Genomic DNA, 26132 nt, shown 5'->3' with positions numbered 1-26132 from the left:
CCGCTAATGTGACGTTCCCGATGACGACAGAGCGCGACACCTGGCTCGACCCGCTGCGCGAGGGCGAGCGCGGCCCCGACGCCAAGGGCATGTACATGTGGGCGGCCGTGACGGCGGCGCCCGTGTGGGACATCGCACACGGCCGGTCCCATCCCCTCTGGCTGGCCTGGCCTGCCGCGCTGGCCGCCGCCGGGCTCTACGCGGTGACCACGCACTACGCCTTCGCCGACCGGCGGCGCGCCCTGCCGGTGCTCGGGCTGCTCGCGGTGGTGGTCCTGGCCTCCGCCGCCGGGTTCCGGCACAACTGGCTCTACCTGGTCGTCATGCTGGCCGTCGCCACCGGGATCACCGTGCGCGGCAAGGTCCTTCCGGTGGTGCTGTTCGCCGAGTGCGCCGCCGCTCTGGCCGTGGCCGCAGGGGCCGGCGCCGACCTCGCCGGCATCCTCGCACTGGTCTGGGGCACGTTCACCGCGGGCCTCATCCCGGCGATCATCATCCGGTTGTGGGAGGCCATCCACGAACTCAAGGCCACCCGCGAGGAGCTCGCCCGGGCCGCGGTGACCGAGGAGCGGCTGCGTTTCTCCCGCGACCTGCACGACCTGCTCGGGCACACCCTCTCGATCATGGTCGTCAAGGCCGAGGCCGTACGCCGGCTGTCGCGGGTGGACGCGGACGCGGCGGCCGGGCAGGCGGCCGACATCGAGCAGATCGGGCGGCAGGCGCTGGCCGAGGTGCGGGCCGCCGTCACCGGCTACCGCGGCAGGGGGCTCACCGCCGAACTCGACTCCGCCCGCGCCGCGCTCGCGGACGCCGGCATCGAGGCGACCGTCCGCACCTCCTCCGTACGGCCCGATCCCGAGACCGACGCCCTGCTCGGCTGGGCCGTGCGCGAGGGCGTGACCAACGTCGTACGGCACAGCCGCGCGTCGGCCTGCGAGATCGGCCTGCGCGACGACGGCGGGCTCCTGGTGCTGGAGATCCGCGACGACGGCCCGCCGAAGAAGGCCCACGGGCACGGCAACGGGCTGATCGGCCTGCGCGAGCGGGTGAAGGCCGCCGCCGGCACCGTGGAGACCACCGCCCCGCCCGACGGAGGGTTCCTGCTCCGGGTGGCCGTGCCATACGCGAAGGAGGACGGTCGTTGATCAAGGTGCTATTGGCCGAGGACCAGGGCATGATGCGCGGCGCGCTGGCCCTGCTCCTCAGCCTGGAGGAGGACATCGAGGTCGTCGCCCAGGTCGGCCACGGCGACGAGGTGGTGGACACCGCCCTGCGCACCCGGCCCGACGTGGCCCTGCTCGACATCGAGATGCCGGGCCGCGGCGGGCTGGAGACCGCCGCCGACCTGCGCGAGCGCCTGCCCGGCTGCGCCGTGCTCATCCTCACGACGTTCGGGCGGCCCGGCTACCTGCGCCGCGCCATGGAAGCCGGGGCGCGCGGGTTCCTGGTCAAGGACGGCCCGGTCGAGGATCTCGCCGACGCCGTCCGCCGGGTGCTGCGCGGTGAGCGGGTCATCGACCCCGCTCTCGCGGCGGCCGCGCTGAGCACCGGCCCGAGCCCGCTGACCGACCGGGAACGGGACGTCCTGGCCGCGGCGGCCGACGGCTCGACGATCTCCGACATCTCGGCCCGCCTCCACCTGTCGGAGAGCACCGTGCGCAACTACCTGTCGTCGGCCATCGGCAAGACCGGCACCAGGAACCGGATCGAGGCCGCCCGCCTGGCCCGCCACAACGGCTGGCTGTAGAGGGTCACTGCACGTCGAACTCGTTGCCCTCGGGGTCGGCCATGGTCACGTGGTGACTCCCGGGCTCCCGGACCGTCCATAGCACGGTGGCGCCCAGTGCCTTGAGCCGGTCCACCTCGGCGTCCCTGCGCTCGGGGCCCGCGTGCAGGTCGATGTGCAGGCGGTTCTTGCCGGCCTTCGACTCGGGGACCGCCTGGAAGAGGATCCGGCGGCCGAGACCGGTGCCACTGTCCGGATCGAACGGGTCGTCCGGGTGCCGTACGGCCCGCAGCGTCCGGAAGGCCATACGGTCAGGGGTCACCGCCTCCTCCCCCACGACGCCGGCGGCCAGGAGCCGGCCGACCAGCACGCTGTTGTCCTCCACCTCGTAGCCCAGGGCCTCCGCCCAGAACGCGGCCTGCGCGTGCGGGTCCGCGCAGTCGATGACGAGCTTCCATTCGAGAGTCATGTAACCCTTTATAGTGGTTACATGAGCCTGACGCTACACCCACGCCACGGGGCCTCCTTCCGCTTCGACCCGGGTGCCCTCTGCCTGGAGTTCCTGGTCAGCGGCGGCGTGGGCGTCTACGCCCACTACGAGACGCTGCACGAGCCGGCGGACCTGGCGCGGTGGGCCGCGGTGTCCCGGCTCGGCCTGGAGGAAGCGGACGCGACGGCCGCCGACCTCGCCCGCGCGAAAGCCCTGCGCACCGCCCTGTGGGGGCTGGCCGGCGACCGCGTCCACGGACGCACGCCGAGACAGGCGGACGTGGACGCGGTCAACCTGGCGGCGTCGGCGCCGCCGCTGACACCCCTGATGACGGCGGACAGGCTGCGATCCTGGGCCACCCCGGCGACCGGGGGCCAGGTGGTCGCGACCGTCGCGAGGGACGCGATCGAGCTGTTCACCGGCCCGCTGGCGGACCGCGTGCGGGAGTGCGCGGGGGACAACTGCGCTCTCATCTTCGTCGACACCTCGCGCCCGGGCAGCAGGCGCTGGTGCTCGATGGAGCGGTGCGGCAACCGCCACAAGGTCCGGGCGCACCGCTCCCGCGAAGGCTAGAGGTTGTTGTTCCGTCTCCTGCCATTCCGCACCGGCATGTGATCGCGCTGACGGGCGCCCGCCCGGATGTCCGCATGTGACAGAACCCCGTCATGGCGGCCATAGGGGCGAAATGGCGACAATAGGTGCATGCCCGCCCCGCACCGTGTCGTCATCGCCGTGTTCCCCGACGTCGATCTCCTCGACGTCACCGGGCCCGCGGAGGTGTTCGCGGTCGCCAACCGGGAGATGTCCGACCGGCCGCCCTACCAGGTGCTGCTGGCCGGCCCGGACGGCGGCCAGGTGCGCACCGCCGCCGGCGTCCGGCTCGCCACCGACCTGACCTTCGCCCAGGTCGGCGACCGGGTGGACACCCTCGTGGTGCCCGGAGCGGTGGACCGCGACGGGGCGCCGGTGATCGACCCGCACCTGGTCGGCTGGATCGGCGAGACCTCCCGGCACGCCCGCCGGGTCGCCTCGGTGTGCGTCGGCGCGCACCTGCTGGCCGCCGCGGGCCTCCTGTCCGGCCGGACGGCGACCACGCACTGGGCCACCGCCGACCGGCTGGCGGCCGACCACCCCGACGTCGTCGTGGACCCGGACCCGATCTACGTCCGCTCGGGGAAGGTGTGGACGGGCGCGGGGATCAGCGCGTGCATGGATCTCGCGCTGGCCCTGGTCGCCGAGGACCACGGTGAGCGGCTGGCGCTGGCGGTGGCCCGGCAGCTGGTGATGTACCTCAAGCGGCAGGGCGGGCAGAGCCAGTTCAGCGTCCCGCTGTGGCGGGCCCCGGCCGAGCGCCGCGACCTCGACGAGCTGCGGGCGTGGATCACCGAGAACCTGACCGCCGACCTGTCCGCCGCCGCGCTCGCCGAGCGGATGTGCCTGAGTGAACGGCACTTCACCCGGGTCTTCCGGAAGGAGACCGGCGAAACCCCGGCCGCGTACGTCGAGGCGGCGCGGACGGAGGCGGCGCGGCGGCTGCTGGAGAGCACCGACGAGCCGCTGGAGCGGGTCGCCGCCGCGGCCGGCCTGGGCTCGGTGGAGACCCTGCACCGTGTGTTCAGGCGGCGGCTGTCCACCACTCCAGCGGCCTACCGGCGGCGCTTCCGCACCGCCGCCTGATCTTTCCCCCCTTTGCCCCGGCCCGGCAGGGCCGGCGCATCGTCCTGCCCTTTTCTCTCTGTGCAAGGAGACCGTGATGACCGTTTCGACGACCCTGCGTGACGTGATCGGCCTGGACGGCGCACTGCCGGCGCTTTCGGCGAGCACGCTGATCATGATCGATTTTCAGAACACCTATCGCACCGGCGTCATGGCGCTGCCGGACGCCGACCACGCCCTGGACGCCGCCGCCCGCCTCCTGGACCGCGCCCGCGCCGCCGGCGCCCCGGTGGTGCACGTGGTCAACGACGGCGGCGAAGGCAGCCCGTACGACATCCGGGCCGAGATCGGGCGGATCGAGGCGCGCGTCGCACCCCGGGACGGCGAGCCGGTCGTGGTGAAGAACTTCCCGGACTCCTTCCACGGCACCGACCTGCTGGAGGTGCTGCGCGGCCTGGACGCCGGGCCGGACCTGGTGCTGGCGGGCTTCATGACCCACATGTGCGTCCAGTTCACCGCCCAGAGCGCGTTCAACCTCGGCTACCGGCCCACCGTCGTGGCCGAGGCGTGCGCGACCCGGCCCCTCGCGGGTCCGGACGGCGCGCCGATCCCGGCGCAGGCCCTGCACGCCGCCGCCCTGACCACGATCGGCGACCTGTTCGGCCCGGTCGCCGCCCGGGTGGCCGACCTGCCCGCCTGATCGCTGAGGGCGTCTACAACCGGCACAGCACCTGCATGGCGTCCTTCTCGATGCGCGAAAGATCGTGGAGGATGACGCCGGCCTGCTCCAGGAACCCCGCGTCGCCGTTCTCCCCAGCCTTCGCGATCAGGGTGGACACGTGCGTCCACAGGACGGCGGCCTCGGCGTACAACCTGTGACCGGCGCGGAGGTTACGGTCGTCGACCAGCCGGGTGCACTCGTCGAGGAAGTCACGATAGAGGGCGCGAAACAGGGCGCCGCCGGTGCCGCCCTTCTCCATGAGGAGGGCGGCCTGCGGCAGGTCCTGCCGCGGCTCGCCGGCGCGCAGCAGCCACCTGGGCACCTGTTTTCCGGCCTTCTCGATGCCACGGTGGCCCAGGTTCGCGATGGGAGCGGCGAGGAAGGCGTCGGCGCAGTCCTTGACGGCGGGGATGATCTGGTCCTGCCAGGAGAGCGGATGAGCCGGCAGGGAGATGGTGAAGGAGCGGTTCCTGGCGGTCATCGGGCCGCGTTCGGCCCGCGCCGCGGCGAGGCCGGCGCGGCTGGTGCGCACCGCGCCTCCCTGCTGGTCGGTGTCCACGAGGTAGACGTCGTGCTCGTCGTAGCCGTACATGGCGACGATATGACCGCCGAAGTGCACCGTGGTGCGGAAATAGTCCAGGTGGTAGCAGTCGAGCTGGAGGCCGACCGGCCGCCCGGCGTCGATGGGGGCGGCCACGTTCGCCCACGCCTTGCGTGGTGAGGTGGTCTCCTCGGCCGTCAACGTCAGCCCCAGCCTGGCGGCCAGGTTCCTGGTGAGGTCGAAAGGCTTGACGCGTCCTCCGAGAAAGGGGAACGGCATGCCCTTGCTGTCCCAATAGATGAAGGACAGGCCCGAGCCCAGCCCGAACAGCATGGGCTCGGACAGATCGAGTCCCTCATGCCGCAACAGCACTCCCAGCGCCGTCGTCTCGCAGTGGTGCATGCCACGGGCCTCGATGTCCTTCACGATGGTCATGCGTCGCTCTCCTCATGCTGACGCGGCGAACGGTCACACCGTCCCCATCCTTGGTGTACGCCGTGATCAATCACTGGGGACCGCTGGGAACAGCATGAGGCCTCCCACCGTGGGAGAGTCCAGACGGCCGCTTCGCCAGGGCCTGTATCGGCGGGGCCGGCGACCTCTCTCGCGAATCGGACCGTCGTCGGCCACACTGAGTGCGTGGAATACGTCGGCCGGGTGCCCGCGCCACCGCTCGACCAGTTCATCGACGACATCTACTGCCTGACCGGGGTGCCACGCCACCGCCGGATGAACGTCCCGCCGATGCCGTCGGCACACCTGTTCGTGAACCTGGGCGAACCCGTCCGCCTGTGGGATTCCGACCCTTCGGTGCCGCCGGCGATGCTCGTCGATGCGTGGTTCATGGGTGTATGGACCAGGCGTTTCCTCTTCGAGTACCCCACACGGGTGCGGCTCGTCGGGGTGCACTTCAAGCCGTGGGGGATGTCGCCGTTCGTCGACGTGCCGGCGATCGAGCTGCGGGACCGGTGGGTGCCGGTCGACGGCGTCTGGCAACGGTCGTTGGACCGGTTTCGCGACCAGGTCGGCGACATCGCATCGGCCACCGAGACACTGCGGGCGTTGGAGGAGGAGCTGCGATCGCGGTTCGCCGAGGCACCGTCGCGCAGCCTCGGCCTGGTCCGGCACACAGGCGGGCGTTTGGAGACTTCCCACGGCGCGGTCCCCGTCGGTGCGCTGGCCGATGCCGCCGGGGTGAGCGGCAATCACCTGGCCACGCAGTTCAAGTCTCATGTCGGGGTCACCCCGAAGCGGGTGGCGCGGATCTACCGCTTCGCGCGGCTGATCCTGTCCGTAGACGCCCTGCGTCCGGTCGACTGGTCGGAGCTCGCCCAGACGGCGGGCTACTTCGACCAGGCCCACTTCAGCAGGGAGTTCAAGGACTTCACCGGCCACACCCCGACCGAATACCTGGCCCTGCGGCGCCGATTCCCCGCCGAGCAGGGGTTCCCACCGGACAGCGGTCCGATGCCCGCTGATTGATTTTCTACAAGCCAAGTCACCCACAGGACCGACAAGATCGGGGGCGGACGCGCAAGGAGCCTCGAGGAGAACCTGTGGGCACAGTGATCATGCACAGCGTGGTGTCGGTGGACGGTTTCATCGCCGACGAGAACGACGACGTCGGGCCACTCCACGACTGGTACTTCAGCGGGGACACCCCGATCACCGAAGACGGCGACCAGCGATACGATCATTCCGGAGCCGGCAGCGGCTTCAAGGTCTCACGTGCATCGGCGGAGTACGTCCGGCCGATGTGGGAGGCAATCGGCGTGATCGTCATGGGCCGCACCCTGTTCGACCTGGTGAACGGCTGGGAAGGCCAGCCGCCCGCGGGTGACCACGTGATCGTGGTTTCCCACCGGCCCAAGCCCGAGGGCTGGCACCCCGAGGCGTCGTACCATTTCGTCGACGGCGTGACGGCTGCGATCGACAAGGCCCAGGAGCTCGCCGGGGAGAGAACCGTCGCGGTGAACGCCGGCGAGGTGGGCGGCCAGATCCTCGCGGCCGGTCTCGTGGACGAGGTGGCGATGGACGTGGTGCCGGTGGTGTTCGGGTCGGGCAAACGCTACTTCGGCGGCATCGATGGGCAGCACCTGCTGGAGGACCCCCACGTGGTCATCCAGGGCGACCGCGTGCTGCACCTGAAGTTCAGGGTACGCCGCTAAGGGGCCTGTATCAGCGATGGCCGCCGCCCCGGCCGCTCGGGTGCCGGCAGCGGCGGCACCCGTACCGCCACCGCCTTCTTACGCTGAGGGGCCACGAGGTCTCCGGTGGGGGGGTTCGTCTTGGTCGATCGCCACCTGCCGGAGACCTCGTTCGCTGTCGATCTCCTAGGTCCACGTGTCCTTAGCCGGCCAGGGCGCGGTTGACGGCGGCGAGCACCGCCCGCGCGGACGCCGTCACGGTGTCGGCGTCCTCGGCCGCCCCCCAGGCGGGCGTGTCGCCGACGCGGCACCGGGCGTAGGCGACGGCGCCGCCCTCCACCGGATGCCCGCCCTGCCAGAGCACCTCCACCGCGATCCCGGACGCCTCAAGCGCGGCGGTGAGGGCCGCCGCCGGTTCGGCGCCGCTCCCCTCGCTTGCGCGCCCGTCCCGCCGGATCCGGCAGTGGAAGCCGTCGCCGCCGACGGTGCACGACGACAGCCTGACCGGCCCGTCCTCCGCCATGTACGCGGCGCGGAACAACTGGAGCAGGTCCTTCGGCGTGGCCTCCCGCCCGCTGCGGTCCGTCGCGTCCTGCACGACGCGGGAGAACTCGGCGCGGAGCGCCTTCGGCAGGTCGAGCCCGTGGTGCGCCTGGAGGAGGTGGGCGATGCCGCCCTTGCCCGACTGGCTGTTGACCCGGATGACCGCCTCGTACGTGCGCCCGACGTCGGCCGGGTCGATCGGCAGGTAGGGCACCGACCAGGGAGCCTCCCGCACCGGCACGCCCCGCTCGGCCGCCACCCGCTCGTGGTGGGCGAGCCCCTTGCTGATCGCGTCCTGGTGGGTCCCGGAGAAGGCCGTGTAGACCAGGTCTCCCCCGTACGGATGCCGTACGTGGACCGGCAGGCGGTTGCACTCCTCGACGGTCCGCCGGACGACGTCGATGTCAGAGAAGTCGATCATCGGGTCGACGCCCTGCGCGTACAGGTTGAGCGCGAGGGTGACCAGGTCGACGTTCCCGGTGCGCTCGCCGTTGCCGAACAGGCAGCCCTCGACGCGCTGCGCCCCGGCCAGTACGGCGAGCTCCGCACAGGCCACCCCCGTGCCCCTGTCGTTGTGCGGGTGGACCGAGAGGATGACCGCGTCACGCCGTTCGAGGTGGCGGTGCATGTACTCGATCTGGTCGGCGTACAGGTTCGGCGTGGCGATCTCGACGGTGGCGGGCAGGTTGTGGATCACCGGCCGGTCGGGCGAGGCGTCCCACAACCGGGTGAGGCCGTTGCAGACCTCCAGGACGAAGTCGGGCTCCGTGCAGTTGAACACCTCCGGGGAGAACTCGAACCGCACCGCCGTCCCCGGCATGGCGTCGGCGAGCCGCGCGATGTGCTCGGCGGCCTCCCGGATGAGCGCGAGCAGCCCGGCCCGGTCCTGTCCGAGCACGACGTCGCGCCAGACCGGCGCGGTCGCCGTGTACAGGTGCACCACCGCCCGCGGCATGCCCTGGAGGGAGGCGAAGGTCTGCTCGATGAGGTCGCGGCGGGCCGCCGTGAACACCACGGGGGTCACGTCGTCCGGCACCACGCCACTTCCGGCCAGGTGACGGACGAAGTCGAAGTCGGTCCGGCTCGACGACGGATAGCCGACCTCGATCTCCTTGAACCCCATCGCGACGAGGAGGTCGAACATGCGGCGCTTGCGCGGCGTGTCCATCGGCTCGGCCAGCGCCTGGTTGCCGTCGCGCAGGTCCACGGGCACCCACAGCGGGGCCCGCTCGATCCTGCGCCCCGGCCAGACGCGCGGGATCTCGGGAATCTCGACCCGCTCGTGCGCCGGCCGGTAGCGGTGGTACGGCATCGCGCTGCCCCGCTGGGGATTCCACGCGGGAGCATCGGCGGGCACCGGGCCTTCCGGAGTGCGCAGCGTGGGGAAAGGTGTGCGAAGCGTGGGGAAGGGAGTGGAGACGGTGGTCACGGAGATGATCCTTCGGTCGGTCTACGGGCGACCGGCGGCACGGCACCCCGCGGCGGGGTGCCGGTCATCGGATCAAACCCCGCCGCGGCGGCCGAGAAGCAGGCCGGAAAGACGGCCGAAGGACCAGTGCGACGACATGGCGGTTAGACTAACCACAAGACAACTCCTCAGACAACCTGAGAGGTGAAGCTCGATGGCGCTCGGTGCGCTCCACCGCAGTCCCCTCGTCGACCAGGCCGTCGAGAGCCTGCGCGAGCAGATCGCGGAGGGCCGCTGGCCGGTCGGCACCCGGCTGCCCGGCGAGACGACCCTGGCCAAGACCCTGGGCGTGGGCCGTTCCACCGTCCGCGAGGCCCTGCGGGCGCTGGCCGGAGCCGGGCTGGTGCAGGCGCGGCAGGGCGCCGGGGTCTTCGTCATCGCCACCAGCCCTGCCGAGGACTGGACGGCCCGCCTGCGGCGGGCCGCCGTGGCCGACGTCTACGAGGTGCGCATGCTGGTCGAGGTGCAGGCCGCCCGGCTGGCGGCGCTGCGCCGTACGCCGGACGACGTGACGGCGCTGCACGCGGCGCTGGAGGCCCGGCGGGCCGCCGCGCGGGAGAGCGACACCGCCTTCGTCGACGCCGACATCGCCCTGCACGCGGCCGTCGTCGCCGCCGCGCACAACCCGGTGCTGACCGACCTGTTCGCCGAGTTCGTCCCCCGGCTACGGGAAGGTCTGGTCGCCCTGGTGGACCTGCTCGGCCTGCGGGCGGGCGACCCGAACCCGGGAGACGAGACCCACGCGGCGTTCGTCGGCGCCGTCGAGCGCGGTGACGCCGACGGCGCGGGCCGCGTGCTGCAGGAGGAACTGGAGCAGACCCTCGACCGCCTTCGCCAGACAGGCTGAGAGCGCCTGGCGGAACAAGCGAGACCCGGGAGCCCAGGCCGACGAGGGCCGGGCGAAGCACCGGGAAGACTGCTACGAGCGGGCGGGAGCCACCCGGTGACCGAATTCGTCCCGCCGTCGCATCTGTCGTGATTGCCTGGACGGATGTCGAATGCACGAGTCGTCATCGTGGTCGCGGTGCTGGCGCCGGTGGTGTCCGTACTGCTGGCCGTGACCGGTCGTCTCGAGCCTGCCGGCCTGTCGACCGGCCTGGTGGCGGGATCGCTGTTACGGGGAGAGCCTGCAAGGGCGGCCGTCGCGACCCTGTACGGCGGCGTCGCGGCCGTCGTCGTGACATTGCCCGTCGCGGAGGACTTCCTCGGACAATCGGCAAACGCGATGGGCAGCTGGTTCGGCCTGCCCGGATGGCCGGGTTGGGCGGCGGGAGCCGTTGTCGCCTACCTGGTCGCCGCCAGGAGGGTGCCTGCCGGAACAAGGCCCACCGTGGGCGCGGTGGGCGCCGCCGCGTTGATCGCCGCGGTGCTGGCCTGCGGGCAGCTCGTCGCCGCCAAGGTCTTCGAGGTGACTCAGTGGGTCGACTATCACGAGTGGGACGGAGCGGGCTGGTATCGCGACCTCACCGGTGCCTTCTGGCATCCCGCCGCGTCGGTCGTCCTCGCCTCGGTGATCGCCGCCAGGTTACCCGGCGGGCGTGGCGCCTTCGTCGCGACGCCCCTCGCCGCCTGGATCGGATGCGCGATAACGGCCGGCCCCGTGCAGTACGCGCAGGCGCTGGGCGTGGAGAGCAAGCCCGCAGGTGTGGCCCTGCTGGCCTCGCTGGCCGGTGGCGGCATCGGGGCCGCGGCCGGATCCGTGGCGCTCCGGCACACGGGGGCACGGGAGGGGCTGGTCTCCTTCGTTCTGCTCTACACCGCCAATGAGCTGGCGGACGTCCAGTGGAAGGCTGTTCACCTGGGCTCATTGGAGCCCGGATACCTTTCATTGGCGTTGGGTCTGATCGCCCCCGCCGTCGTGGTGGCGGCGGTCGCGTCCCGAACGGCGCGACGGGACGCGAGCTGGAGTTCGGGGCTCCTCGCAGGCGTGGCCGGTCCCCTGCTGATCTGGTCCATCTATGTGGCGATCGGTCCGCGGCCGTACGATCACAACACCCAGAGCGAGCCGTACTGGTTCGCCCTGCTGGCCACGCTCATGGCTCTGGCCGTAGCGGGAGTGGCAGCCGGCCTGGCTCGCCTTGGCGGCACTACGCGCAGGCCTGCCGGGCGCGAACAGTGAACCCGTAGGCGAGGTGCCTGCTGACCTCGCCGGGACGGCGTCAGCCGATCGCGGACAGCGGGAACGTGAGTGTGGCGGTATGTCCGGGCGCCACCCGGGATCAGGGCTCGACGTCGGAGAAGAGGCCCGCGTCGAAAGTGATCTTGGCGAGGGCCTTCTGGCCGTCGGCGTTGGGGTGGAAGTAGTCCCACCCGCTCACCTGCTTCAGGGTGAAGGGATAGGAGAAGACCGCACCCCCGTCGTAGCGGCAGGCGGGGCCGTAGCTCTCGCATGCCTGCCTGAGCTGCTCGTTGTAGTCCATCACCCGCTCGCGCACCCGGTCACGCCTGGCCTCGTCCTTCTTGGCGGTCGACTTCGGGTTGGCCAGCATCGACTGGCAGATGTGACCGATTCCCCAGAAGAGGCGCGCCCACCCGTTGTCCTTGCCGACCCGCCACAGGCGCTTGACGTCCGGGATGCTCGCGACGTAGATCCGCGCGCCGCTGGTCCGCAGCACGTCGAAGGCCTGGTCGATGTTGCGCCGGAACGCGCTCACGGGGGTCATCTCCTTCTCGGAGCCCACACAGGCGTCCTGCGCGCCGATGAGCACGGTGACGTAGCCGGCCCCGGCCTGGACGGCCTGCCGCGCCTGCCCGTCCAGATCGGCGCTGGTCGCCCCCGGGACGGCGAAGTTCAGGTTGTGCCCCTTGATCGCGCTCCCCATGGCAAGCAGGCGCAGGTAGTGGCTGTTCACCGACGGCGAGTCGCCTGCGGACCACGAGCGGGACGTGCAGGCGACGTACCAGCCGCAGGCGTTGAACCCCGCGCTGATCGAGTCACCCAGCGCCGCCATCACGGCGGGAGTCGTACGGGCGTGGGCGCCGGTCGGCACGAGCAGGACAGCCGTGGCCAGGACCGGCGTGATCTTCTTGATCATGGGCACCTCCGGGAGATCAAAGGTAGGGATCGCATGGAGGTGCGCTCTATCGCCACCAGGGAAGGCGAGCCTTCCATGACCAAGTTCCTATCGCGGCTTGACAGGGGGAGCCCGGGACCGCAAGGGGGGCCTCTTGTCGAACATGTTCAGATCCTGCGTAGAGTGAGTCGGGTGAGTGTCGCTCTTATCCGGCCCCTCGTGGTTCGCACGGTCGCGGTGAGCGACCCTGACGATCTGCTGGCGCGTCTGCCCGACGCCGCGCCGTACGCCTGGATCAGACACGGTGAAGGACTCGTGGGCTGGGGGGAGGCGGCACGGGCCGCGGTGCCGCCCGGCCCCGGCCGGTTCGAATGGGCGCGCGGCTGGCTCTCCTCGCTGTTCGCCGGGGCACTCATCGAGGACGAGGTGGGCGTGCCGGGCTCGGGACCGGTCGCCTTCGGCTCCTTCACCTTCGACGGCGACGCTCAGGGGACCGTGCTGGTCGTCCCCCGCGTGGTGCTCGCCCGGCGGGACGGCCGCGCCTGGCTCACCACGATCGGCGACAACGCCTTCGACCTGGTCACCCCGCCGAGGGAGCCCGGCCGCATCCGGTACGCCGACGGCTCGCTGACGGCGCCCGAGTGGGAGCACCGGGTCGCGCGTGCCGTACGGCGGATCAAGGACGGCGCGCTGGACAAGGTCGTGCTCGCCCGCGACCTGACGGCCGTCGCCGAGCGGGACATCGACCCCCGCGTGCTGCTGGCGCGGCTGGCCGAGCGCTACCCCGAGTGCTACACGTTCTCCGTGGACGGGCTGGTCGGCGCGACGCCGGAACTGCTGGTGCGGCACACCGGCCAGGCGGTGGAGTCGCTGGTCCTCGCGGGCACGACGGCGCGGGGCGACGGCGCGGCCGACGACGCCGCCCGCGCCGCCGCGCTGTACGCCTCGGAGAAGGACCGCCACGAGCACGCCTGCGCGGTCGCCTCGGTCCGGGAGGCCCTCGCCCCCCTGTGCTCGGAGCTGCACGTCCCCGACGAGCCCGAGCTTCTGGTGCTGCCCAACGTGCAGCACCTGGCCAGCCGGGTCACCGGCCGGCTGTCCGACGGCGCGTCGGTGCTCGACGTGGTGGCGGCCATGCACCCCACGGCCGCCGTCGGCGGGACGCCCACCGGCGCCGCGCTCGGCGTCATCCGCGAACTGGAGGGCATGGACCGCGCGGGCTACGCCGGGCCGGTCGGCTGGATCGACTCGCGCGGCGACGGCGAGTGGGGCATCGCGCTGCGCTGCGCGTACGTCTCGGGCAGGCGCGCCCGGCTGTTCGCCGGCTGCGGCATCATGGCCGGGTCGGACCCCGCCGCCGAACTCGCCGAGGCGCAGGCCAAGCTCCGCGTGATGCGGTACGCCCTGGAGGGGTGACGCGCGTCTTCTCGTGTCAGCGGGCGAGGTGGACGGTGCCGCCGAGCGCGGTCTGTGCCCGCCCGGCGGTGACCGCCGCGATCCACTCCTCGAAGACGGGCAGCCGGTCCTCGGCCACCGCCACCTCGAAGGCGACCCGCGCGCCGTAGTCCACACCCCGCAGCGCGTACGGCGAGGCGCGCAGGTCGCTTTCCAGCCTTCCGGCCTGCGCGTGGCCGACCGACACGGTCACGACCGCCGCGGGGACCATCTCGACCACCTCCGCCCGGTCGAGTGTCTCCCCCACCGCGCCGCCGTACGCCCGGGCGAGGCCGCCCGCGCCCAGCAGCACGCCGCCGAAGTAACGGGTGACGACGGCGGCCACGTCGGCGAAGCCGCGCCGGGTGAGCATCTCCAGCATCGGCGTGCCGGCCGTGCCGCCCGGCTCCCCGTCGTCGTCCGCCCTGCGCACGCCCTCGCCGACGACGTACGCCGAGCAGTTGTGGGTCGCGTCGGCGTAGAGCCGCCTGCGCTCGGCGACGAACTCGCGCGCGGCCTCCTCCGTGGCCGCGGGGGCGAGCGCGCAGATGAAGCGCGAACGGCGGATCTCGATCTCGTGCTCGACGATGTCCCTGATCGTCCGGTACGGCGCTGCCACGAGATCAGCTTATTCAGCGGGCCGCCTTTACAAAGTAATGTGAGGCCATTGGACGGATGGACGAAGATTGCGCCGTTCTTTGGTGAACGCGGACGAATTGCCCCGCTCCCTCCCTGCCGTACCGTCGGCGGGTGTCAGTCGAGTTCCCCTCCCATCTCCACCACCGCGCGGTCGTCGCGGACACGCACAACGACCTGCTGATGGCGGTCGCCGAACGCCCGCCGGCCCGGTGGGCGGAGTTCTTCCGGGAACGGTGGCTGCCCCAGTTGCGGGACGGCGGAGTGGACCTCCAGGTGCTGCCGGTCTTCGTAGACGACCGCTACCGCCCGGAGGGCGCGCTGCGCCAGACCCTGCGCATGATCGAGTGCGCGCACACGCTGGCCGAGGGCAACGCGGACGCCGTACGGCTGTGCCTGGACGGCGCGCAGGTCGACCGGGCGCTCGACGACGGCGTGATCGCCCTGGTCCTGGCGATGGAGAGCATGCCCGGTCTGGACTCCTCGGTCGAACTGCTGCCCACCCTGCACCGGCTCGGCGTGCGGATCGCCTCGATCGCCCACTGGGGGCGCACGCCGCTGGCGGACGGCAGCGGCGAGGACGCCACCGGCGGCCGGCTGACCCACGCCGGGGTGGCGGCCGTACGCGAGATGGAGCGGCTCGGCATGATCTTCGACGTCTCCCACCTGGGCGCACGCGGGGTCGAGCACGTGCTGGAGCTGGCCACCCGCCCGGTGATGGCGACGCATTCGTCCGCCCGCGCCCTGCGCGACCACCACCGCAACCTCACCGACGACCAGATCCGCGGCGTCGCCGCGACCGGCGGGGTCGTCTGCGTCAACTTCTTCCCCGTCTTCCTCGCCGAGGACCCGGCCGGCCACACGGTGGACCGGCTGGTGGACCATATCGAGCACGTCGCGGGAGTCGCCGGGATCGACCACGTGGGACTGGGGCCGGACTTCGTCCGCGAGGTGCTGCACGACGTCACTCCCCCGTGCTGTGAGGACTTCGGCTTCGACGGGATCGACCCCGGCGCCGCCCTGCCCGGGCTGGACGGGCCACGCGGGCTTCCCCTGGTCACCGAGGCCCTGCTGCGGCGGGGCCTGCCCGGCGACGACATCGTGAAGATCCTCGGCGGCAACGTGCGGCGGCTGTTCCGCGCCGAACTGGGCAGGCCCCGGTGACTGTCACGGTGAATCCCGCCGCCATGCTCGCCGACCTGGAGGAGCTCGTCTGCTGCGAGTCGTTCTCCGCCGACCACGAGGCGGTGGCCCGCAGCGCCGCCGTGGTCGCCGGCCAGGGGCGCCGCCTGCTCGGCGTACCTCCCGAGACGATCGTGGTCGACGGCGTGACACACCTGCGCTGGAGCTTCGGCGAGCCGCGCGTGCTGCTGCTCGGTCACCACGACACGGTCTGGCCGATCGGCTCCCTGCGCACGCGGCCGTGGTCGGTGACCGGCGGGATCGCGCGGGGGCCCGGGGTGTTCGACATGAAGGCCGGGCTGGTGCAGATGTTCCACGCGCTGGCCGCGCTGCCCTCCCCGGACGGCGTGTGCGTGCTCGTCACGGGCGACGAGGAGGTCGGGTCGCCGTCCTCCCGCACCCTGGTCGAGGAGTCGGCGCGCGGCTGCGCCGCCGCCTTCGTGCTGGAGGCGAGCGCCGAGGGCGGCGCACTGAAGACCGCGCGCAAGGGCATCTCGGCGTACGAGGTCGTGGTGCACGGCCGGGCCGCTCACGCGGGCCTCGACCCCGGGAAGGGGGCCAACGCCGGAGTGGAGCTCGCCCACCAGATCCTCGCGGTCGCCGCGATGGCGACCACCGACGGCCCGGACGGCACCGACGGCACCGACGGCACCGACGGCACGGACGGCACGGACGGCACGACGGTCACGCCCACGCTGCTGTCGGGAGGCACCACCATGAACACCGTGCCCGCGCTGGCCCGCCTGGCCGTCGACGTCCGCGTGCCCACGGTCGCGGCCCAGTTGCGCGTGGACGCGCTGATGCGGGCGCTGTCACCACGGACGCCCGGAACCCGCCTGGAGGTTCTCGGCGGTCCCAACCGCCCGCCGCTCGAACCGTCCTCGTCGGCCGGCCTGTTCGCGCTCGCCCGGCGGGTCGCCGCCGGACTCGGGCTCGCTCCTCTGTCGGGCGCCGCCGTCGGCGGCGCGTCGGACGGCAACCTCACCGCCGGGGTGGGCTGCCCCACCCTCGACGGGCTCGGCGCGGTCGGCGGCGGCGCGCACGCCGACGACGAGCACGTGGTCGTGGCCGAGATGCCGGGCCGTGCGGCCCTGCTGGCGGGCCTGGTCGAGGCGGTGCGTCGATGAGCGCTCTCGGCGGCCTGCGTCTGCGTGAACTCGACACCATCGAGGAGTTCGAGGACGTCTGCCGCCTGTTCGGCGGCATCTGGCGGCCGGATCCCGGAGGCGAGCCGATCACGGTGGAGATGATGCGGGCGCTCTCGCACGCCGGCAACTACGTCGCCGGGGCCTACCGGCACGATCGGCTGGTCGGCGCGTCGGTCGGGTTCGTCGCGGCCCCGCCGCGGCGGGCGCTGCACTCCCACGTCACCGGGACTCTCGCCGGGTGGGGCATCGGCTTCGCGCTGAAGCTGCACCAGCGGGAGTGGGCGCTCGACCGGGGCCTCGAAACGATCACCTGGACGTACGATCCGCTGGTGCGCCGCAACGCCCACTTCAACATCGCCAAGCTCGGCGCGCGGCCCGAGGAGTACCTGCCGGCCTTCTACGGCACCATGGGCGACGCGATCAACGCCGGGGACGAGTCCGACCGGGTGCTCGCCGTCTGGCGTCTGACCTCGCCGCACGTGCTCGCCGCCGTACGGGGTGAGTCGTCGCCGGTGGATATCCCGCCGGACGCGGCCACCGGGCTGGACGACGACGGCGGCCGGCCCGTGCGGGGCCGCACCGACGCCGAGACGGTGCTGGTCACCGTGCCCGGGGACATCGAGACCCTGCGCGTGACGGATCCGGCCGCGGCCAGGGCCTGGCGGCTGGCCCTGCGCGAGGTGCTCGGCGACCTGCTGCGCGACGGCGCGCGGGTCACCGGATTTCATGACAAGTCCTGCTACGTCGTCCGCCGGGGCGCCCGCGACGAAGGGAGAGGCGGCGACGGCCGCACAGTGTGATGAAAACCACGGGGATGAGAACCACGGGCATGAAGATCACTGGTATCGAGCTGCGGCGGATCGCGATGCCGCTGGTCGCGCCGTTCCGCACGTCCTTCGGCACCGAGACGCGGCGTGACGTGCTGTTGCTGCGCGTCGTCACGCCCGACGCCGAGGGCTGGGGCGAGTGCGTGGCGATGTCCCAGCCGCTCTACTCCTCCGAGTACGCCGAAGGCGCGGCCGACGTGTTGCGCCGGTTTTTGATCCCCGCGCTGCCCGCGCGGCCCGGCCCGTACGCCGTCAACGAGGCGCTGCGCCCGATCAAGGGGCACCGCATGGCCAAGGCGGCGCTGGAGACGGCCGTGCTGGACGCCCACCTGCGTGCCGCCGGGCAGTCGTTCGCCGGCTTCCTCGGCGCCACGAGGAGCCGCGTGGCCGCCGGGGTCTCGGTCGGCATCATGAACTCCGTCCCCGAACTGCTCGACGCCGTCGCCGGTTACCTGGACGAGGGCTACGTCCGCATCAAGCTCAAGATCCAGCCGGGCTGGGACCTCGAGCCCGTACGCGCCGTGCGCGAGCGCTTCGGGCCCGAGCTGCCGCTGCAGGTCGACGCGAACGCCGCCTACACCCTCGCCGACGCCCCGCACCTGGCGCGGCTGGACGAGTTCGGCCTGCTGCTCATCGAGCAGCCGCTGGCCGACGACGACATGGTCCAGCACGCCCGGCTGGCCGCCTCGATCAGCACCCCCGTCTGCCTGGACGAGTCGATCGAGTCCGCCGAGCACGCGGCGGCGGCCATCTCCCTCGGCGCCTGCTCGGTCGTCAACATCAAGCCCGGCCGGGTCGGCGGCTATCTCGAAGCCCGGCGAATCCACGACCTGTGCCGCGCCCACGGCGTCACGGTCTGGTGCGGCGGCATGCTGGAGACCGGGATCGGCCGGGCGACCAACGTGGCGCTGGCCGCGTTGCCCGGCTTCACCCTGCCCGGTGACACCTCCGGCTCCCGCCGCTACTACGCCACCGACATCACCCCGCCCTTCGAGCTCGAGGACGGGCATCTGACCGTGCCCACCGGCCCGGGCATCGGGGTCGAGCCGATCCCGTCGCTGCTGGACGAGGTCACCGTCGCCACCGAGTGGATCCCACTCTGACGCCTGTCGGCAGGCCCCCGCGGCTCACCCGGCGGCCACGTCCTCGGGACTGGCCGCGGGCGGGAATCCCGTGCTGGCCCCCCACATCTCGGCGAACCGGCCGTCCTCGATGCGGAAGATCTCGAACAGCATGGGCTGCGCGTCGCCGTCCGGGCCCGTGATCCCCTCGACGGTCGAGCGCACGGCGGCCTTGTCGCCGTCGACCAGGAGGACCCGTACGTCGGGGAACCGGGCGACGAGTGCGCGCCAGGCGTCTTTGCCCGCCTCGAACCCAGGGATGCCGAGCGGATGGCTGAAGAAGTCCGGGGTGTGCAGGTCGGCGGCCTGGTCGAATCGCCGGCTGTTGAAGCACTCCTGCATCCGCCGCACCAGCTGCACCTGCACCTGCTTCACCTGGGCGGCCGCGTTCTCGCGTGTGGTCATCGGCGTGGTCTCCTCGCGGCTGACGGGTCGGTCATGACGAGCGGCGCGAGCTCCAACCGGTGCGCCGCCCCGGTTATGGCCATACTATGCGGTGCGGCGCCCCGGTTATGCTGATACCGACATGTCCAGCCAGCCACCTCAGCCGGCTCAGGCGAACCCGACGGCAGCTCATGGGAGCGAGCGGGAGCTGCGAGCCGACGCACGCCGCAATCGCGAGCGTGTCCTGCGGACCGCGCAGCAACTGTTCGCGACGGAGGGTCTCGGCGTCTCGCTCGATGAGATCGCCCGCCGTGCGGGTGTCGGCCCCGGCACCGTTCACCGGCACTTCCCGACGAAGGAAGCCCTGTATCTCGCCGTCGCGACCGACCAGCTCAGGCACCTGGTGGCGGAAGCGGAAGCACTCACCGCGACCGGCGATCCCGCGGCCCTGTTCACGCTGCTGTCCGCGATGATGGCCAGCGGCGCGGAGAACGCAGCGGTGAAGAGCGCGCTGGTGGCCGCCGAGTTCGACCTGCGCACCGCCGCGCCGGACGTCGCGGCGGATCTCACGCGCCATGTCGCGGACCTGCTGGAGCGCGCGCACGCGGCCGGCGCCGTGCGTCCCGACCTCACCGTCGACGAGGTGATGGCACTGGTCGCCGGCGCCTTCGCCGCGATCCGCCACGCCGGCGCGGAAACCAGCCGCGAGCGCTCCGCGCACATCGCCCAGCTCATCCTGGATGGGCTACGCCCCCGGTCCCGGTAGGCAAGCAACGCGCCCGGCTCAGTGCCAGTCGCTGATCTGCACGTCCCGGGGCGCCGGCGCGCCCTCGCCGGTCTCCACCAGGGACTTCAGGCTCATCAGGAACGTGCCCCACTTGGTGCTGCAGTGGTGCATGAACTCCACGGGCTCCTTCCAGCCCCGGTGCTTGAACAGCACGATCGTGTAGTCGCCGTCCTGGCGCAGATCCCAGTCGATCGTCGTCCCGATCCACTCCTCGGGGCCGTCGGCCACCCGCCACGCCACGCGCTCGGACGGCCGCAGTTCGACGACCTCCATGTCGAAGCCGCCGACCGGGAACCGGAACTCGAGCACGCCGCCGACGTCGCCGCTCCCCTTCGTGTCGTCGGTCCACCAGCCGGCGAGGCCCTCGACGGTCGTCAGCGCGTCGTACACCTTCTCCGGCGTCGGGGTCTTGACGCCGATCCTGTGCAGGATGTCCGCCATCTTCGGTTCTCCTTGGTCTCGTCAGTCCTGTTGGGTGCGCTGGATCGCCTCGGCGATGCGCTTGATCCGCTGCAGCCGGGCGTCCCAGGCCGCCCCGACGGACGACAGCTGGGCCACCGCCCGGGCGAGCTGGGCGTCGTCCACCCGATACCGCTTCTCCCGGCCCGCCGGCGTCCCCCGGACCAGGCCGACCCGGTCGAGGACGCCGAGGTGCTTGGCCACCGCCTGACGGGTGACCGGGAGCCGCTGGGCCAGCGAGGTCGCGGTGCCGTCGCCCTCGATGAGCAGCAGGTCGAGCATCCGGCGCCGGGTCGGATCTCCGATCGCCGACCAGAGGTCGTCGTCGACGTTCTCCGCCGCCGTGGCGCTCACGGCCGCACCCGCAGCGTCGCGACGTACGGCACCAGGCGCGGCAGGTAGAAGTCCCAGCCGGTGAGGTGCTCCCGGTACTGCTGTTCGAGGACGGCGGCCTCCCAGCCCATCTCGCGGAAGCCGGACTCGGTCATCTTGAGCAGCGTCCCGCCGCCCGAGGGGGTCAGGTCGAAGGTGACCAGCAGCGAATTGCCCTCGGCCGCGATCTCGCCGGCCGGGTGCGTCCAGCGGAACGAGAACGTCCGCGGCGGCCGCACGTCGACGACGGTGAACGACACCACCGCCCCGCCGGCGTCGCGGTCGCCGAAGACGATCTCCCCTGCCGCCCCGGGCGCCGGCTCGTACCTGGCGTCGTCCGGCCACCACTCCTTGAGGTGGTCGGGACTGCTCACCACCTCGAAGACGATCTCCGGCGACGCCTCGATGTAGATCTCGCGCTCGATGGTGCCGAACTCCATGTCAGCCTCCCGCAACGTTTGGTTGCACATCAACCTATCCGGAGGGCCGACTTCACGCAACCATAAGTTGCACGTCGGTCAACTCAGCTCGACAACCTGCTTGAGGAACTTGAGGAAGACGACGCCGTCGATCATGTCGAGCTGGGCCGGGTCCAGCGGGAAGTAGGCGAAATCGCGGGAGACGCGCGGGTCCGGCATCGTGATGGCCTCGGCCAGGCGGCGGGCGTCGACGAGAGAGTGGTCCCACGGCAGCGTGGACAGGATGCCCTCGACGGTGTCCGGGGGCGGGGCGTCGTCGGCGACCGTGCCGAAGGCCGAGGCCAGGAAGGCGTACCGGTCGCCCAGATGCGTCGCGGTGATCGCTCCGGCGCTCCACCACTCCAGCAGCTGGTCGCCGAACGGCATCAGGCTCTTGTTCCGCTGCAGGTGGAGATTGCCGGCGAAGACCAGGGCCGGGCCGTGCTCGGCGACGGCACGCAGGTTGGCGGCCATCATCGCGTCCCGCAGGGCCGACAGCCGGGTCCACCGTGCCGGGGACGCGTCGGCCATCCAGTAGTGGTAGCGGAGCAGGCCGGTGGCGGTGCGCCCGTACAGTGCCGCCCGCTCCCTGTCCTCCGCGCTCAGCTGCGGCGCCTGCGTTCCGATCAGCGCCACCAGGTCGTCGGCGATCAGTCGCAGCCGCTGGGCGTCGGCGGACCGGCCGATCGACTGGGACGGATCCATGGCCGCGGCCTCGTTCGACCACCGGTCGTCCGGGCCCAGCAGCGTGTCGAGGGTTTCCCCGGTTACCACAGCGGGGAGAAGCGGGCCGTCGAGGAGGGCGTGGAGGGCGGTGAGCGCCTGGCGCGGGCTCGCCGCCCAATACTCCAGAGGGCCGTCGAACCCGAAGAACCGGAGCTTTTCGTCATGCTCCTCGTTGTACGCCCGCATCCAGCGCACGAGCTCGCGGTTGGCCGGTGAGGCGCCGAAGCCGTGGCTGAAGCCGCGTTCCATGACGTCGTCGAGCGTGCCCGCGCCCGTCGCGATGTAGTCGTCCACCACGAGGCCCATGAGACAGTCGCTCTCGATGGCGAACGACCGGTAGCCCTCGTGTTCGACCAGATGCCGGAAGATCTCGTTGCGCAACTCGCCGAGTTCCCCCACGAAGTGTCTGGCCTCGCCCAGGCCCAGCAGCAGGGGCTCGGCGGGAAGCGACCGGAGGAACGCCGAGATGCCCGCGCCATCGAGCTGCCGGGCCGTGTCCTTGATGTTCATGCCTTCAACGGTATCGCTGAACCTTCCATGTAAACTTTTCTCCGAAACCCCCCCTTCCACCGCGATGGACCTTCAATCGGTGATGCATCCATGAGGCCAGTGGACCTGGCGCGCGAGCACGGCCTGTCCACCCAGGCGATCAGGAACTACGAGGACGCCGGCATCCTGCCCGCCGCCGAACGCACCGTCCACGGCTACCGCACCTACACGCCGCTGCACGCGCAGGCCCTGCGCGCGTTCCTCGCCCTCGTAACCGGGCACGGTCACCGGACGGCCACGTCGATCATGCAGGCGGTCAACCGGGGCGCCACCGAGGACGCGCTGCGGCTCATCGACGAGAGCCACGGCCAGCTCCTCGACGACCGCCGCACCCTCCAGGCCGTCGAAGCCGCGCTCCGCGATCTGGCGCCCATGCCCCAGGAGCGCGGCGACACGTTCATCGGTCCCCTGGCCAGGAGGCTCGGCCTCCGCCCTGCCACCCTGCGCAAATGGGAGAACGCCGGGCTGGTCCGGCCGCGCCGCGATCCGCAGACCGGCTACCGCATCTACAGCGCGGCCGACGTACGCGACGCCCGGCTGGCCCACCAGCTCAGGCGGGGCGGCTACCTGCTGGAGCAGATCGCTCCGCTGATCGCTCAGGTCCGCTCCGCCGGAGGCGTCGCCCCGCTGGAGTCGGCCCTGCGTGACTGGCAGGCCCGCCTGTCCGCCCGGGGCCGCGCCATGCTCGAGGGCGCCGCCGGCCTGGACGCGTACCTCCGCGCCCGCGAACCCTGAGGCCGCGTCACGTCCATCGCAGGAAACGGCATGGCCACGGAACGGCGCGCGTCGTGCTACCGGCCGAAGATCCGCATCTGGAGCATGACACCGAGCCGCGCGTCGGGGTCGGCCAGGTCCAGCCCGCCGATCTCCGCCAGCCGCTTGAGGCGGTAGCGGAAGGTGTTGGGGTGCACGTGGACCCGCGTGGCGGCGGCGTTGACGTCGCCGAAGGCGTCCAGGTAGGCCCGCAGGGTGGCGACCAGCTCGCTGCCGTGCTCGGCGTCGTAGGCGAGCAGCCGCTCGTACGGCCCGGTGGGCGCCTGCTTCTCCGCCCTGACCAGATCGGACAGCTGGAGCAGCAACGCCTCGAAGTGCACGCTGGTATACCCGGTCACCCGGCCGGAGGCGCCCCTGGCGCGCAGCACCCGCAGCGCCCGGTCGGCGTCGGCCCGCGACCGCGCCACCTCGGTGAGGTCGGCCGCCAGGCGCCCCACGCCGATGTTGGCCGCATGCCGGGGGCCGACCCTGGTCAGGAAACTCTCGGCCACACTCACGGCCCGCGTCTCCTCCTGCCCGCCCGCCTGCAGGGGCAGCACGGCGTAGGCAACGGAGCCGACCAGCGCGGCGGCGGCCTTCGGGTGGATGGCCCCGACGTGCAGGGCGAGGGCGTCGCAGAACCGCTGCCGGTCGCCCTCCAGCCGCGCGGCGTCGTCGTACGTCTCCTCGGTGAGCTGGGCCGCGAGCACGCACAGGCGCTCGCTCGCGACGCCCAGCCGGCCCGCCGCCTCCGCCGCGTCGCGGCCACCGGCGAGCACGGTCGACAGCAGGTCGGCGCGCAGCCGCCTGCTGGTGTCGGCCCCGGCGCGCTGCCGCAGGAGCTGCAGCGCGACGATCGTGGCGGCGTCGGCGAGGGCGCGCCGCCGCTGCTCGCTCAGCGGCTCGCGCACCGCGGCCCAGATGGAGCCGAGGATCTCGTCCCCCGAGCGGACGGCCACCGCCGCCCGGTTGATCCCCTCGTCGTCGAGTTCGATGTAGATCGGCTCGCGGCTCTGGTAGAGCCGGCGGAAGACGCCCCCTTCCTCCAGCATCCGCCGATACCGCTCCGGCACCTGGCGGCCGAGCACGGTCGCCACCCGCCCGGGGTCGGCCTCCTCCTGCCGCTCCGAGTAGGCCAGCACGCGCGAGGAGCGGTCCTCGATGGTCACCGGCGCGTCCAGCAGCGCGCACACGGCGTTGGCCAGTGAGAAAAGGCCGTCCGGCGGCGGCTGTCCGGACGCGGTGAGATCGCCTTCACCCCGGAGCTCGGCCAGCAGGGAGCGCAGCAGCGCCGCCACCTGGGCCCAGGAGGCGGCGCGGGTGAGGCCGAGCACCGCCACTCCGGTCTCCAGGACCTTCGCGCGGAGCGGCTCGTCCACCTCCACCGGCTGCTTGACGACGATGCCTGCCGCCGGACCGGCCGCGTCGAGCAGAGCCCGGACCCGCTCGGCCGAGTCCACCCCGACGGCGAGCACGAGAGCCCCCTCCTGAAGCAGCAGCTCGTCCAGGGGGTCGTAGATGTGCACCCCGGTGACCTCTGCGTCGAGGTCACCGGGTGAGGCGGCCACGTCGAGCACCGTGCTGCCGAGGTCCTCCAGGACCCGGCGCAGGGTGGCGCGCGGCCGTGCGGTCATCCCCCGCCTCAGCCGATCCTGGGCGTGGCCCGCGCGCCGAGGTGGACGTACGGCGTGCCGTCGGCGAGCCGGAAGAACACCGCCGACCACCAGTCGGGCTGCCCCTGCGGCCGGCCGACGAAGGTGACGTCGTCCACCGGCACGAGGTCGAAGTCCATGGGCGGCTGCGCGTCGGCGAGGGCCCCGGTGGCCTCCATGTGCGTCGCGAGCACCCCGTCGCGCACGGTCATCGTGATGCGCATGCCGGCCCGCTCGTAGATCCCGGCGTACCGCTCCACGTCGGTCTCGTACGGCTCGGCCGGCGGGCCGAGCACGGGCGGGACGGCCAGGCCGAGCAGGTCGGCGAACAGCTCGGTGGCCACCGCGTGCTGGAAGGCGGAGGTATGGCCGCCGTTGGCCAGCACGCACACGGCCGTGCCCGTGTCGGGGACCGCCCAGAGCATGGCCGCCTGGCCGATCGTGTTGCCGCCGTGGGAGATCACCCGGTGGCCGTCCCACTCGTCGAGGATCCAGCCGATCCCCCACTGCCTGCCCAGCGTGTGCGGGTTGGGCACGTCCACCTGCGGCTCCCACATCGCCCGCGGGTCGGCCAGCAGGCCGCCTTCGAGGTGGGCGCGGGCGAAGGCCACGACGTCGGCGGCGCGGGCGCAGATCAGCCCGGCGGGCCCGGCCGAGCGCATCAGACCCCACATCGGCGCGGGCGCGCCGCCCATGTGGCCCATGGCCGCGCGGAAGCGCAGGACGTCCTCCGGCAGGGTCCAGGTGTGGGTCAGGCCGAGCGGCTCGACGACCTGCTCGCGCAGCGCGGCGTCCCACACCGTGCCGGTCAGCCGCTCGACCACCCGCCCCGCGACGGAGAAGCCGGAGTTGCAGTACGACTGGGTGGCGCCGAGCGGGTGGTTCTGGGCGAGGTTGGCGCACGCCTCGACGTACTTCTCCAGGCAGTCGTCGCCCCGGCCGGTGTCGAGGAACAGGTCGCCGTCGATGCCCGAGGTGTGCGACAGCAGGTGCCGGAGCGTGACCGTCTCGGTCACCTCCGGGTCGGCCACCTTGAACTCCGGCAGGATCTCCCGCACCGGGGTGTCGAGGGTGACCCGTCCCTGCTCGACGAGCAGCATGATCTGCGTCGAGGTCCACAGCTTGGTGATCGAGCCGATCTGGAAGAGCGAGTCGGGAGTCGCCTCGACGCCGGTGGCGACGTTGAGCACCCCGGCGGCGAACTCGTGGACCTCTCCCTCGTGCAGGAAGGCCAGGGTCGCTCCGGGGACCTCGTACTCGGCGATCAGCTCACCGAGCCGGGTCTGCCATCGTCCTGCCACTTCAGCCATCGGAGGAGGTCCTTTCGTCGCCGGGCCG

The 26132-nt window shown here is 72.2% G+C and carries 28 protein-coding genes; 16 read left to right on the top strand and 12 right to left on the bottom strand.

Going from position 1 to position 26132, the window contains the following annotated elements:
- Positions 1–20: 20 nt before the first annotated feature.
- Both IL992_RS28255 and IL992_RS28250 read left to right on the top strand, forming a co-directional pair.
- The gene (locus IL992_RS28255; RefSeq protein ID WP_193206405.1) at positions 21–1145 is read left to right on the top strand and encodes a sensor histidine kinase; all 1125 of its coding nucleotides are present in this window, start codon (positions 21–23) and stop codon (positions 1143–1145) included.
- Positions 1142–1747, top strand: a complete 606-nt coding sequence (locus IL992_RS28250) for a response regulator transcription factor (RefSeq protein WP_193206404.1) — start codon at positions 1142–1144, stop codon at positions 1745–1747. The genes IL992_RS28255 and IL992_RS28250 overlap by 4 nt, the downstream gene beginning before the upstream one ends.
- A gap of 4 nt (positions 1748–1751) precedes the next feature.
- Here IL992_RS28250 and IL992_RS28245 read toward each other — a convergent pair whose 3' ends face one another.
- Positions 1752–2195 carry a VOC family protein gene (locus tag IL992_RS28245; RefSeq protein WP_193206403.1) on the bottom strand — a complete coding sequence of 148 codons (444 nt, stop codon included), beginning with the start codon at positions 2193–2195 and terminating at the stop codon, positions 1752–1754.
- 21 nt (positions 2196–2216) lie between these two features.
- On the opposite strand from IL992_RS28245, the gene IL992_RS28240 reads away from it, so the two are divergent.
- The 3 genes from IL992_RS28240 to IL992_RS28230 all read left to right on the top strand — a co-directional run bounded on the left by IL992_RS28240 (position 2217) and on the right by IL992_RS28230 (position 4572).
- Positions 2217–2789, top strand: coding sequence for a CGNR zinc finger domain-containing protein (locus IL992_RS28240; RefSeq protein WP_193206402.1), 573 nt, complete (start codon positions 2217–2219; stop codon positions 2787–2789).
- A gap of 129 nt (positions 2790–2918) precedes the next feature.
- Positions 2919–3893, top strand: a complete 975-nt coding sequence (locus IL992_RS28235; protein WP_193206401.1) for a GlxA family transcriptional regulator — start codon at positions 2919–2921, stop codon at positions 3891–3893.
- A gap of 76 nt (positions 3894–3969) precedes the next feature.
- Positions 3970–4572: a cysteine hydrolase family protein gene (locus IL992_RS28230; protein ID WP_193206400.1), complete on the top strand. Its 603-nt coding sequence runs from the start codon at positions 3970–3972 to the stop codon at positions 4570–4572.
- A 13-nt stretch (positions 4573–4585) separates the two neighbouring features.
- Here the strand turns inward: IL992_RS28230 and IL992_RS28225 are convergent, their stop codons facing one another.
- Entirely contained in the window at positions 4586–5569 is a 984-nt protein-coding gene (locus IL992_RS28225) for a BtrH N-terminal domain-containing protein (protein ID WP_193206399.1), read from the bottom strand.
- A 204-nt stretch (positions 5570–5773) separates the two neighbouring features.
- On the opposite strand from IL992_RS28225, the gene IL992_RS28220 reads away from it, so the two are divergent.
- On the top strand, positions 5774–6616 hold the full coding sequence (locus IL992_RS28220; RefSeq protein ID WP_193206398.1) for a helix-turn-helix domain-containing protein: 843 nt from the start codon (positions 5774–5776) through the stop codon (positions 6614–6616).
- Positions 6617–6690: 74 nt separating this feature from the next.
- Positions 6691–7302, top strand: coding sequence for a dihydrofolate reductase family protein (locus IL992_RS28215; protein WP_193206397.1), 612 nt, complete (start codon positions 6691–6693; stop codon positions 7300–7302).
- Positions 7303–7483: 181 nt separating this feature from the next.
- Here IL992_RS28215 and IL992_RS28210 read toward each other — a convergent pair whose 3' ends face one another.
- Positions 7484–9136 carry a 2-isopropylmalate synthase gene (locus IL992_RS28210; protein ID WP_193206468.1) on the bottom strand — a complete coding sequence of 551 codons (1653 nt, stop codon included), beginning with the start codon at positions 9134–9136 and terminating at the stop codon, positions 7484–7486.
- Positions 9137–9446: 310 nt separating this feature from the next.
- Here IL992_RS28210 and IL992_RS28205 point away from each other — a divergent pair, with 310 nt between their 5' ends.
- Both IL992_RS28205 and IL992_RS28200 read left to right on the top strand, forming a co-directional pair.
- Entirely contained in the window at positions 9447–10139 is a 693-nt protein-coding gene (locus IL992_RS28205) for a FadR/GntR family transcriptional regulator (protein ID WP_193206396.1), read from the top strand.
- A 144-nt stretch (positions 10140–10283) separates the two neighbouring features.
- Positions 10284–11411 (top strand): hypothetical protein, encoded by a 1128-nt coding sequence (locus IL992_RS28200; RefSeq protein ID WP_193206395.1) that lies wholly within the window; start codon positions 10284–10286, stop codon positions 11409–11411.
- A gap of 100 nt (positions 11412–11511) precedes the next feature.
- On the opposite strand, the gene IL992_RS28195 is transcribed toward IL992_RS28200, so the two are convergent.
- On the bottom strand, positions 11512–12327 hold the full coding sequence (locus IL992_RS28195) for an SGNH/GDSL hydrolase family protein (RefSeq protein ID WP_193206394.1): 816 nt from the start codon (positions 12325–12327) through the stop codon (positions 11512–11514).
- Between the two features lie 171 nt (positions 12328–12498).
- On the opposite strand from IL992_RS28195, the gene IL992_RS28190 reads away from it, so the two are divergent.
- Positions 12499–13722 carry an isochorismate synthase gene (locus IL992_RS28190; RefSeq protein ID WP_319018877.1) on the top strand — a complete coding sequence of 408 codons (1224 nt, stop codon included), beginning with the start codon at positions 12499–12501 and terminating at the stop codon, positions 13720–13722.
- A gap of 16 nt (positions 13723–13738) precedes the next feature.
- On the opposite strand, the gene IL992_RS28185 is transcribed toward IL992_RS28190, so the two are convergent.
- On the bottom strand, positions 13739–14359 hold the full coding sequence (locus tag IL992_RS28185; RefSeq protein WP_193206392.1) for an IMPACT family protein: 621 nt from the start codon (positions 14357–14359) through the stop codon (positions 13739–13741).
- 131 nt (positions 14360–14490) lie between these two features.
- On the opposite strand from IL992_RS28185, the gene IL992_RS28180 reads away from it, so the two are divergent.
- Genes IL992_RS28180 through menC form a run of 4 tightly spaced genes read left to right on the top strand, consistent with a single transcriptional unit; the run spans position 14491 to position 18636 of the window.
- Positions 14491–15540, top strand: a complete 1050-nt coding sequence (locus IL992_RS28180) for a dipeptidase (RefSeq protein WP_193206391.1) — start codon at positions 14491–14493, stop codon at positions 15538–15540.
- Complete coding sequence (locus tag IL992_RS28175; protein WP_319018876.1) at positions 15537–16685, top strand: M20 family metallopeptidase; 1149 nt, start codon at positions 15537–15539, stop codon at positions 16683–16685. Before IL992_RS28180 ends, IL992_RS28175 begins: the two co-directional genes overlap by 4 nt.
- The gene (locus tag IL992_RS28170; RefSeq protein WP_193206390.1) at positions 16682–17506 is read left to right on the top strand and encodes a GNAT family N-acetyltransferase; all 825 of its coding nucleotides are present in this window, start codon (positions 16682–16684) and stop codon (positions 17504–17506) included. Before IL992_RS28175 ends, IL992_RS28170 begins: the two co-directional genes overlap by 4 nt.
- 29 nt (positions 17507–17535) lie before the next feature.
- A complete protein-coding gene (gene menC, locus IL992_RS28165; RefSeq protein ID WP_193206389.1) occupies positions 17536–18636 on the top strand; it encodes an o-succinylbenzoate synthase in 1101 nt (366 codons plus the stop codon).
- Between the two features lie 24 nt (positions 18637–18660).
- On the opposite strand, the gene IL992_RS28160 is transcribed toward menC, so the two are convergent.
- Positions 18661–19059, bottom strand: a complete 399-nt coding sequence (locus IL992_RS28160) for an ester cyclase (protein WP_193206388.1) — start codon at positions 19057–19059, stop codon at positions 18661–18663.
- Between the two features lie 121 nt (positions 19060–19180).
- Here IL992_RS28160 and IL992_RS28155 point away from each other — a divergent pair, with 121 nt between their 5' ends.
- Complete coding sequence (locus IL992_RS28155) at positions 19181–19804, top strand: TetR/AcrR family transcriptional regulator (protein WP_193206387.1); 624 nt, start codon at positions 19181–19183, stop codon at positions 19802–19804.
- Between the two features lie 18 nt (positions 19805–19822).
- Here the strand turns inward: IL992_RS28155 and IL992_RS28150 are convergent, their stop codons facing one another.
- The 4 genes from IL992_RS28150 to IL992_RS28135 all read right to left on the bottom strand — a co-directional run bounded on the left by IL992_RS28150 (position 19823) and on the right by IL992_RS28135 (position 22350).
- On the bottom strand, positions 19823–20266 hold the full coding sequence (locus IL992_RS28150; RefSeq protein WP_193206386.1) for an SRPBCC family protein: 444 nt from the start codon (positions 20264–20266) through the stop codon (positions 19823–19825).
- A 21-nt stretch (positions 20267–20287) separates the two neighbouring features.
- Positions 20288–20638 carry an ArsR/SmtB family transcription factor gene (locus tag IL992_RS28145; RefSeq protein WP_193206385.1) on the bottom strand — a complete coding sequence of 117 codons (351 nt, stop codon included), beginning with the start codon at positions 20636–20638 and terminating at the stop codon, positions 20288–20290.
- Positions 20635–21096 carry an SRPBCC family protein gene (locus IL992_RS28140; RefSeq protein ID WP_193206384.1) on the bottom strand — a complete coding sequence of 154 codons (462 nt, stop codon included), beginning with the start codon at positions 21094–21096 and terminating at the stop codon, positions 20635–20637. Before IL992_RS28140 ends, IL992_RS28145 begins: the two co-directional genes overlap by 4 nt.
- Positions 21097–21174: 78 nt before the next feature.
- On the bottom strand, positions 21175–22350 hold the full coding sequence (locus tag IL992_RS28135) for an erythromycin esterase family protein (RefSeq protein ID WP_193206383.1): 1176 nt from the start codon (positions 22348–22350) through the stop codon (positions 21175–21177).
- 90 nt (positions 22351–22440) lie between these two features.
- Between IL992_RS28135 and IL992_RS28130 the strand changes: the two genes are divergently transcribed.
- A complete protein-coding gene (locus tag IL992_RS28130; RefSeq protein WP_193206382.1) occupies positions 22441–23124 on the top strand; it encodes a TioE family transcriptional regulator in 684 nt (227 codons plus the stop codon).
- Between the two features lie 56 nt (positions 23125–23180).
- Here IL992_RS28130 and IL992_RS28125 read toward each other — a convergent pair whose 3' ends face one another.
- Together IL992_RS28125 and IL992_RS28120 are read right to left on the bottom strand one after the other, a co-directional pair.
- Complete coding sequence (locus tag IL992_RS28125) at positions 23181–24776, bottom strand: helix-turn-helix domain-containing protein (RefSeq protein WP_193206381.1); 1596 nt, start codon at positions 24774–24776, stop codon at positions 23181–23183.
- An 8-nt stretch (positions 24777–24784) separates the two neighbouring features.
- Complete coding sequence (locus IL992_RS28120; RefSeq protein WP_193206380.1) at positions 24785–26104, bottom strand: serine hydrolase domain-containing protein; 1320 nt, start codon at positions 26102–26104, stop codon at positions 24785–24787.
- Between the last annotated feature and the right edge of the window lie 28 nt (positions 26105–26132).

It is taken from the genome of Microbispora sitophila, from assembly GCF_014892245.1.
Lineage (GTDB): Bacteria > Actinomycetota > Actinomycetes > Streptosporangiales > Streptosporangiaceae > Microbispora > Microbispora siamensis.
Note: the sequence above shows the minus strand (reverse complement) of the source record. Positions and strands in the feature narration are given on the sequence as shown.

Coding starts and splice junctions, on each gene's coding strand:
- IL992_RS28170 (WP_193206390.1), top strand. CDS start 16,682: ATGAGCGCTCTCGGCGGCCTGCGTCTGCGTGAACTCGACACCATCGAG.
- IL992_RS28225 (WP_193206399.1), bottom strand. CDS start 5,569: ATGACCATCGTGAAGGACATCGAGGCCCGTGGCATGCACCACTGCGAG.
- IL992_RS28235 (WP_193206401.1), top strand. CDS start 2,919: ATGCCCGCCCCGCACCGTGTCGTCATCGCCGTGTTCCCCGACGTCGAT.
- IL992_RS28195 (WP_193206394.1), bottom strand. CDS start 12,327: ATGATCAAGAAGATCACGCCGGTCCTGGCCACGGCTGTCCTGCTCGTG.
- IL992_RS28135 (WP_193206383.1), bottom strand. CDS start 22,350: ATGAACATCAAGGACACGGCCCGGCAGCTCGATGGCGCGGGCATCTCG.
- IL992_RS28125 (WP_193206381.1), bottom strand. CDS start 24,776: ATGACCGCACGGCCGCGCGCCACCCTGCGCCGGGTCCTGGAGGACCTC.
- IL992_RS28140 (WP_193206384.1), bottom strand. CDS start 21,096: ATGGAGTTCGGCACCATCGAGCGCGAGATCTACATCGAGGCGTCGCCG.
- IL992_RS28255 (WP_193206405.1), top strand. CDS start 21: ATGACGACAGAGCGCGACACCTGGCTCGACCCGCTGCGCGAGGGCGAG.
- IL992_RS28130 (WP_193206382.1), top strand. CDS start 22,441: ATGAGGCCAGTGGACCTGGCGCGCGAGCACGGCCTGTCCACCCAGGCG.
- IL992_RS28245 (WP_193206403.1), bottom strand. CDS start 2,195: ATGACTCTCGAATGGAAGCTCGTCATCGACTGCGCGGACCCGCACGCG.
- IL992_RS28230 (WP_193206400.1), top strand. CDS start 3,970: ATGACCGTTTCGACGACCCTGCGTGACGTGATCGGCCTGGACGGCGCA.
- IL992_RS28210 (WP_193206468.1), bottom strand. CDS start 9,136: ATGCCGTACCACCGCTACCGGCCGGCGCACGAGCGGGTCGAGATTCCC.
- menC (WP_193206389.1), top strand. CDS start 17,536: ATGAAGATCACTGGTATCGAGCTGCGGCGGATCGCGATGCCGCTGGTC.
- IL992_RS28150 (WP_193206386.1), bottom strand. CDS start 20,266: ATGGCGGACATCCTGCACAGGATCGGCGTCAAGACCCCGACGCCGGAG.
- IL992_RS28120 (WP_193206380.1), bottom strand. CDS start 26,104: ATGGCTGAAGTGGCAGGACGATGGCAGACCCGGCTCGGTGAGCTGATC.
- IL992_RS28240 (WP_193206402.1), top strand. CDS start 2,217: ATGAGCCTGACGCTACACCCACGCCACGGGGCCTCCTTCCGCTTCGAC.
- IL992_RS28205 (WP_193206396.1), top strand. CDS start 9,447: ATGGCGCTCGGTGCGCTCCACCGCAGTCCCCTCGTCGACCAGGCCGTC.
- IL992_RS28155 (WP_193206387.1), top strand. CDS start 19,181: ATGTCCAGCCAGCCACCTCAGCCGGCTCAGGCGAACCCGACGGCAGCT.
- IL992_RS28200 (WP_193206395.1), top strand. CDS start 10,284: ATGTCGAATGCACGAGTCGTCATCGTGGTCGCGGTGCTGGCGCCGGTG.
- IL992_RS28160 (WP_193206388.1), bottom strand. CDS start 19,059: ATGACCACACGCGAGAACGCGGCCGCCCAGGTGAAGCAGGTGCAGGTG.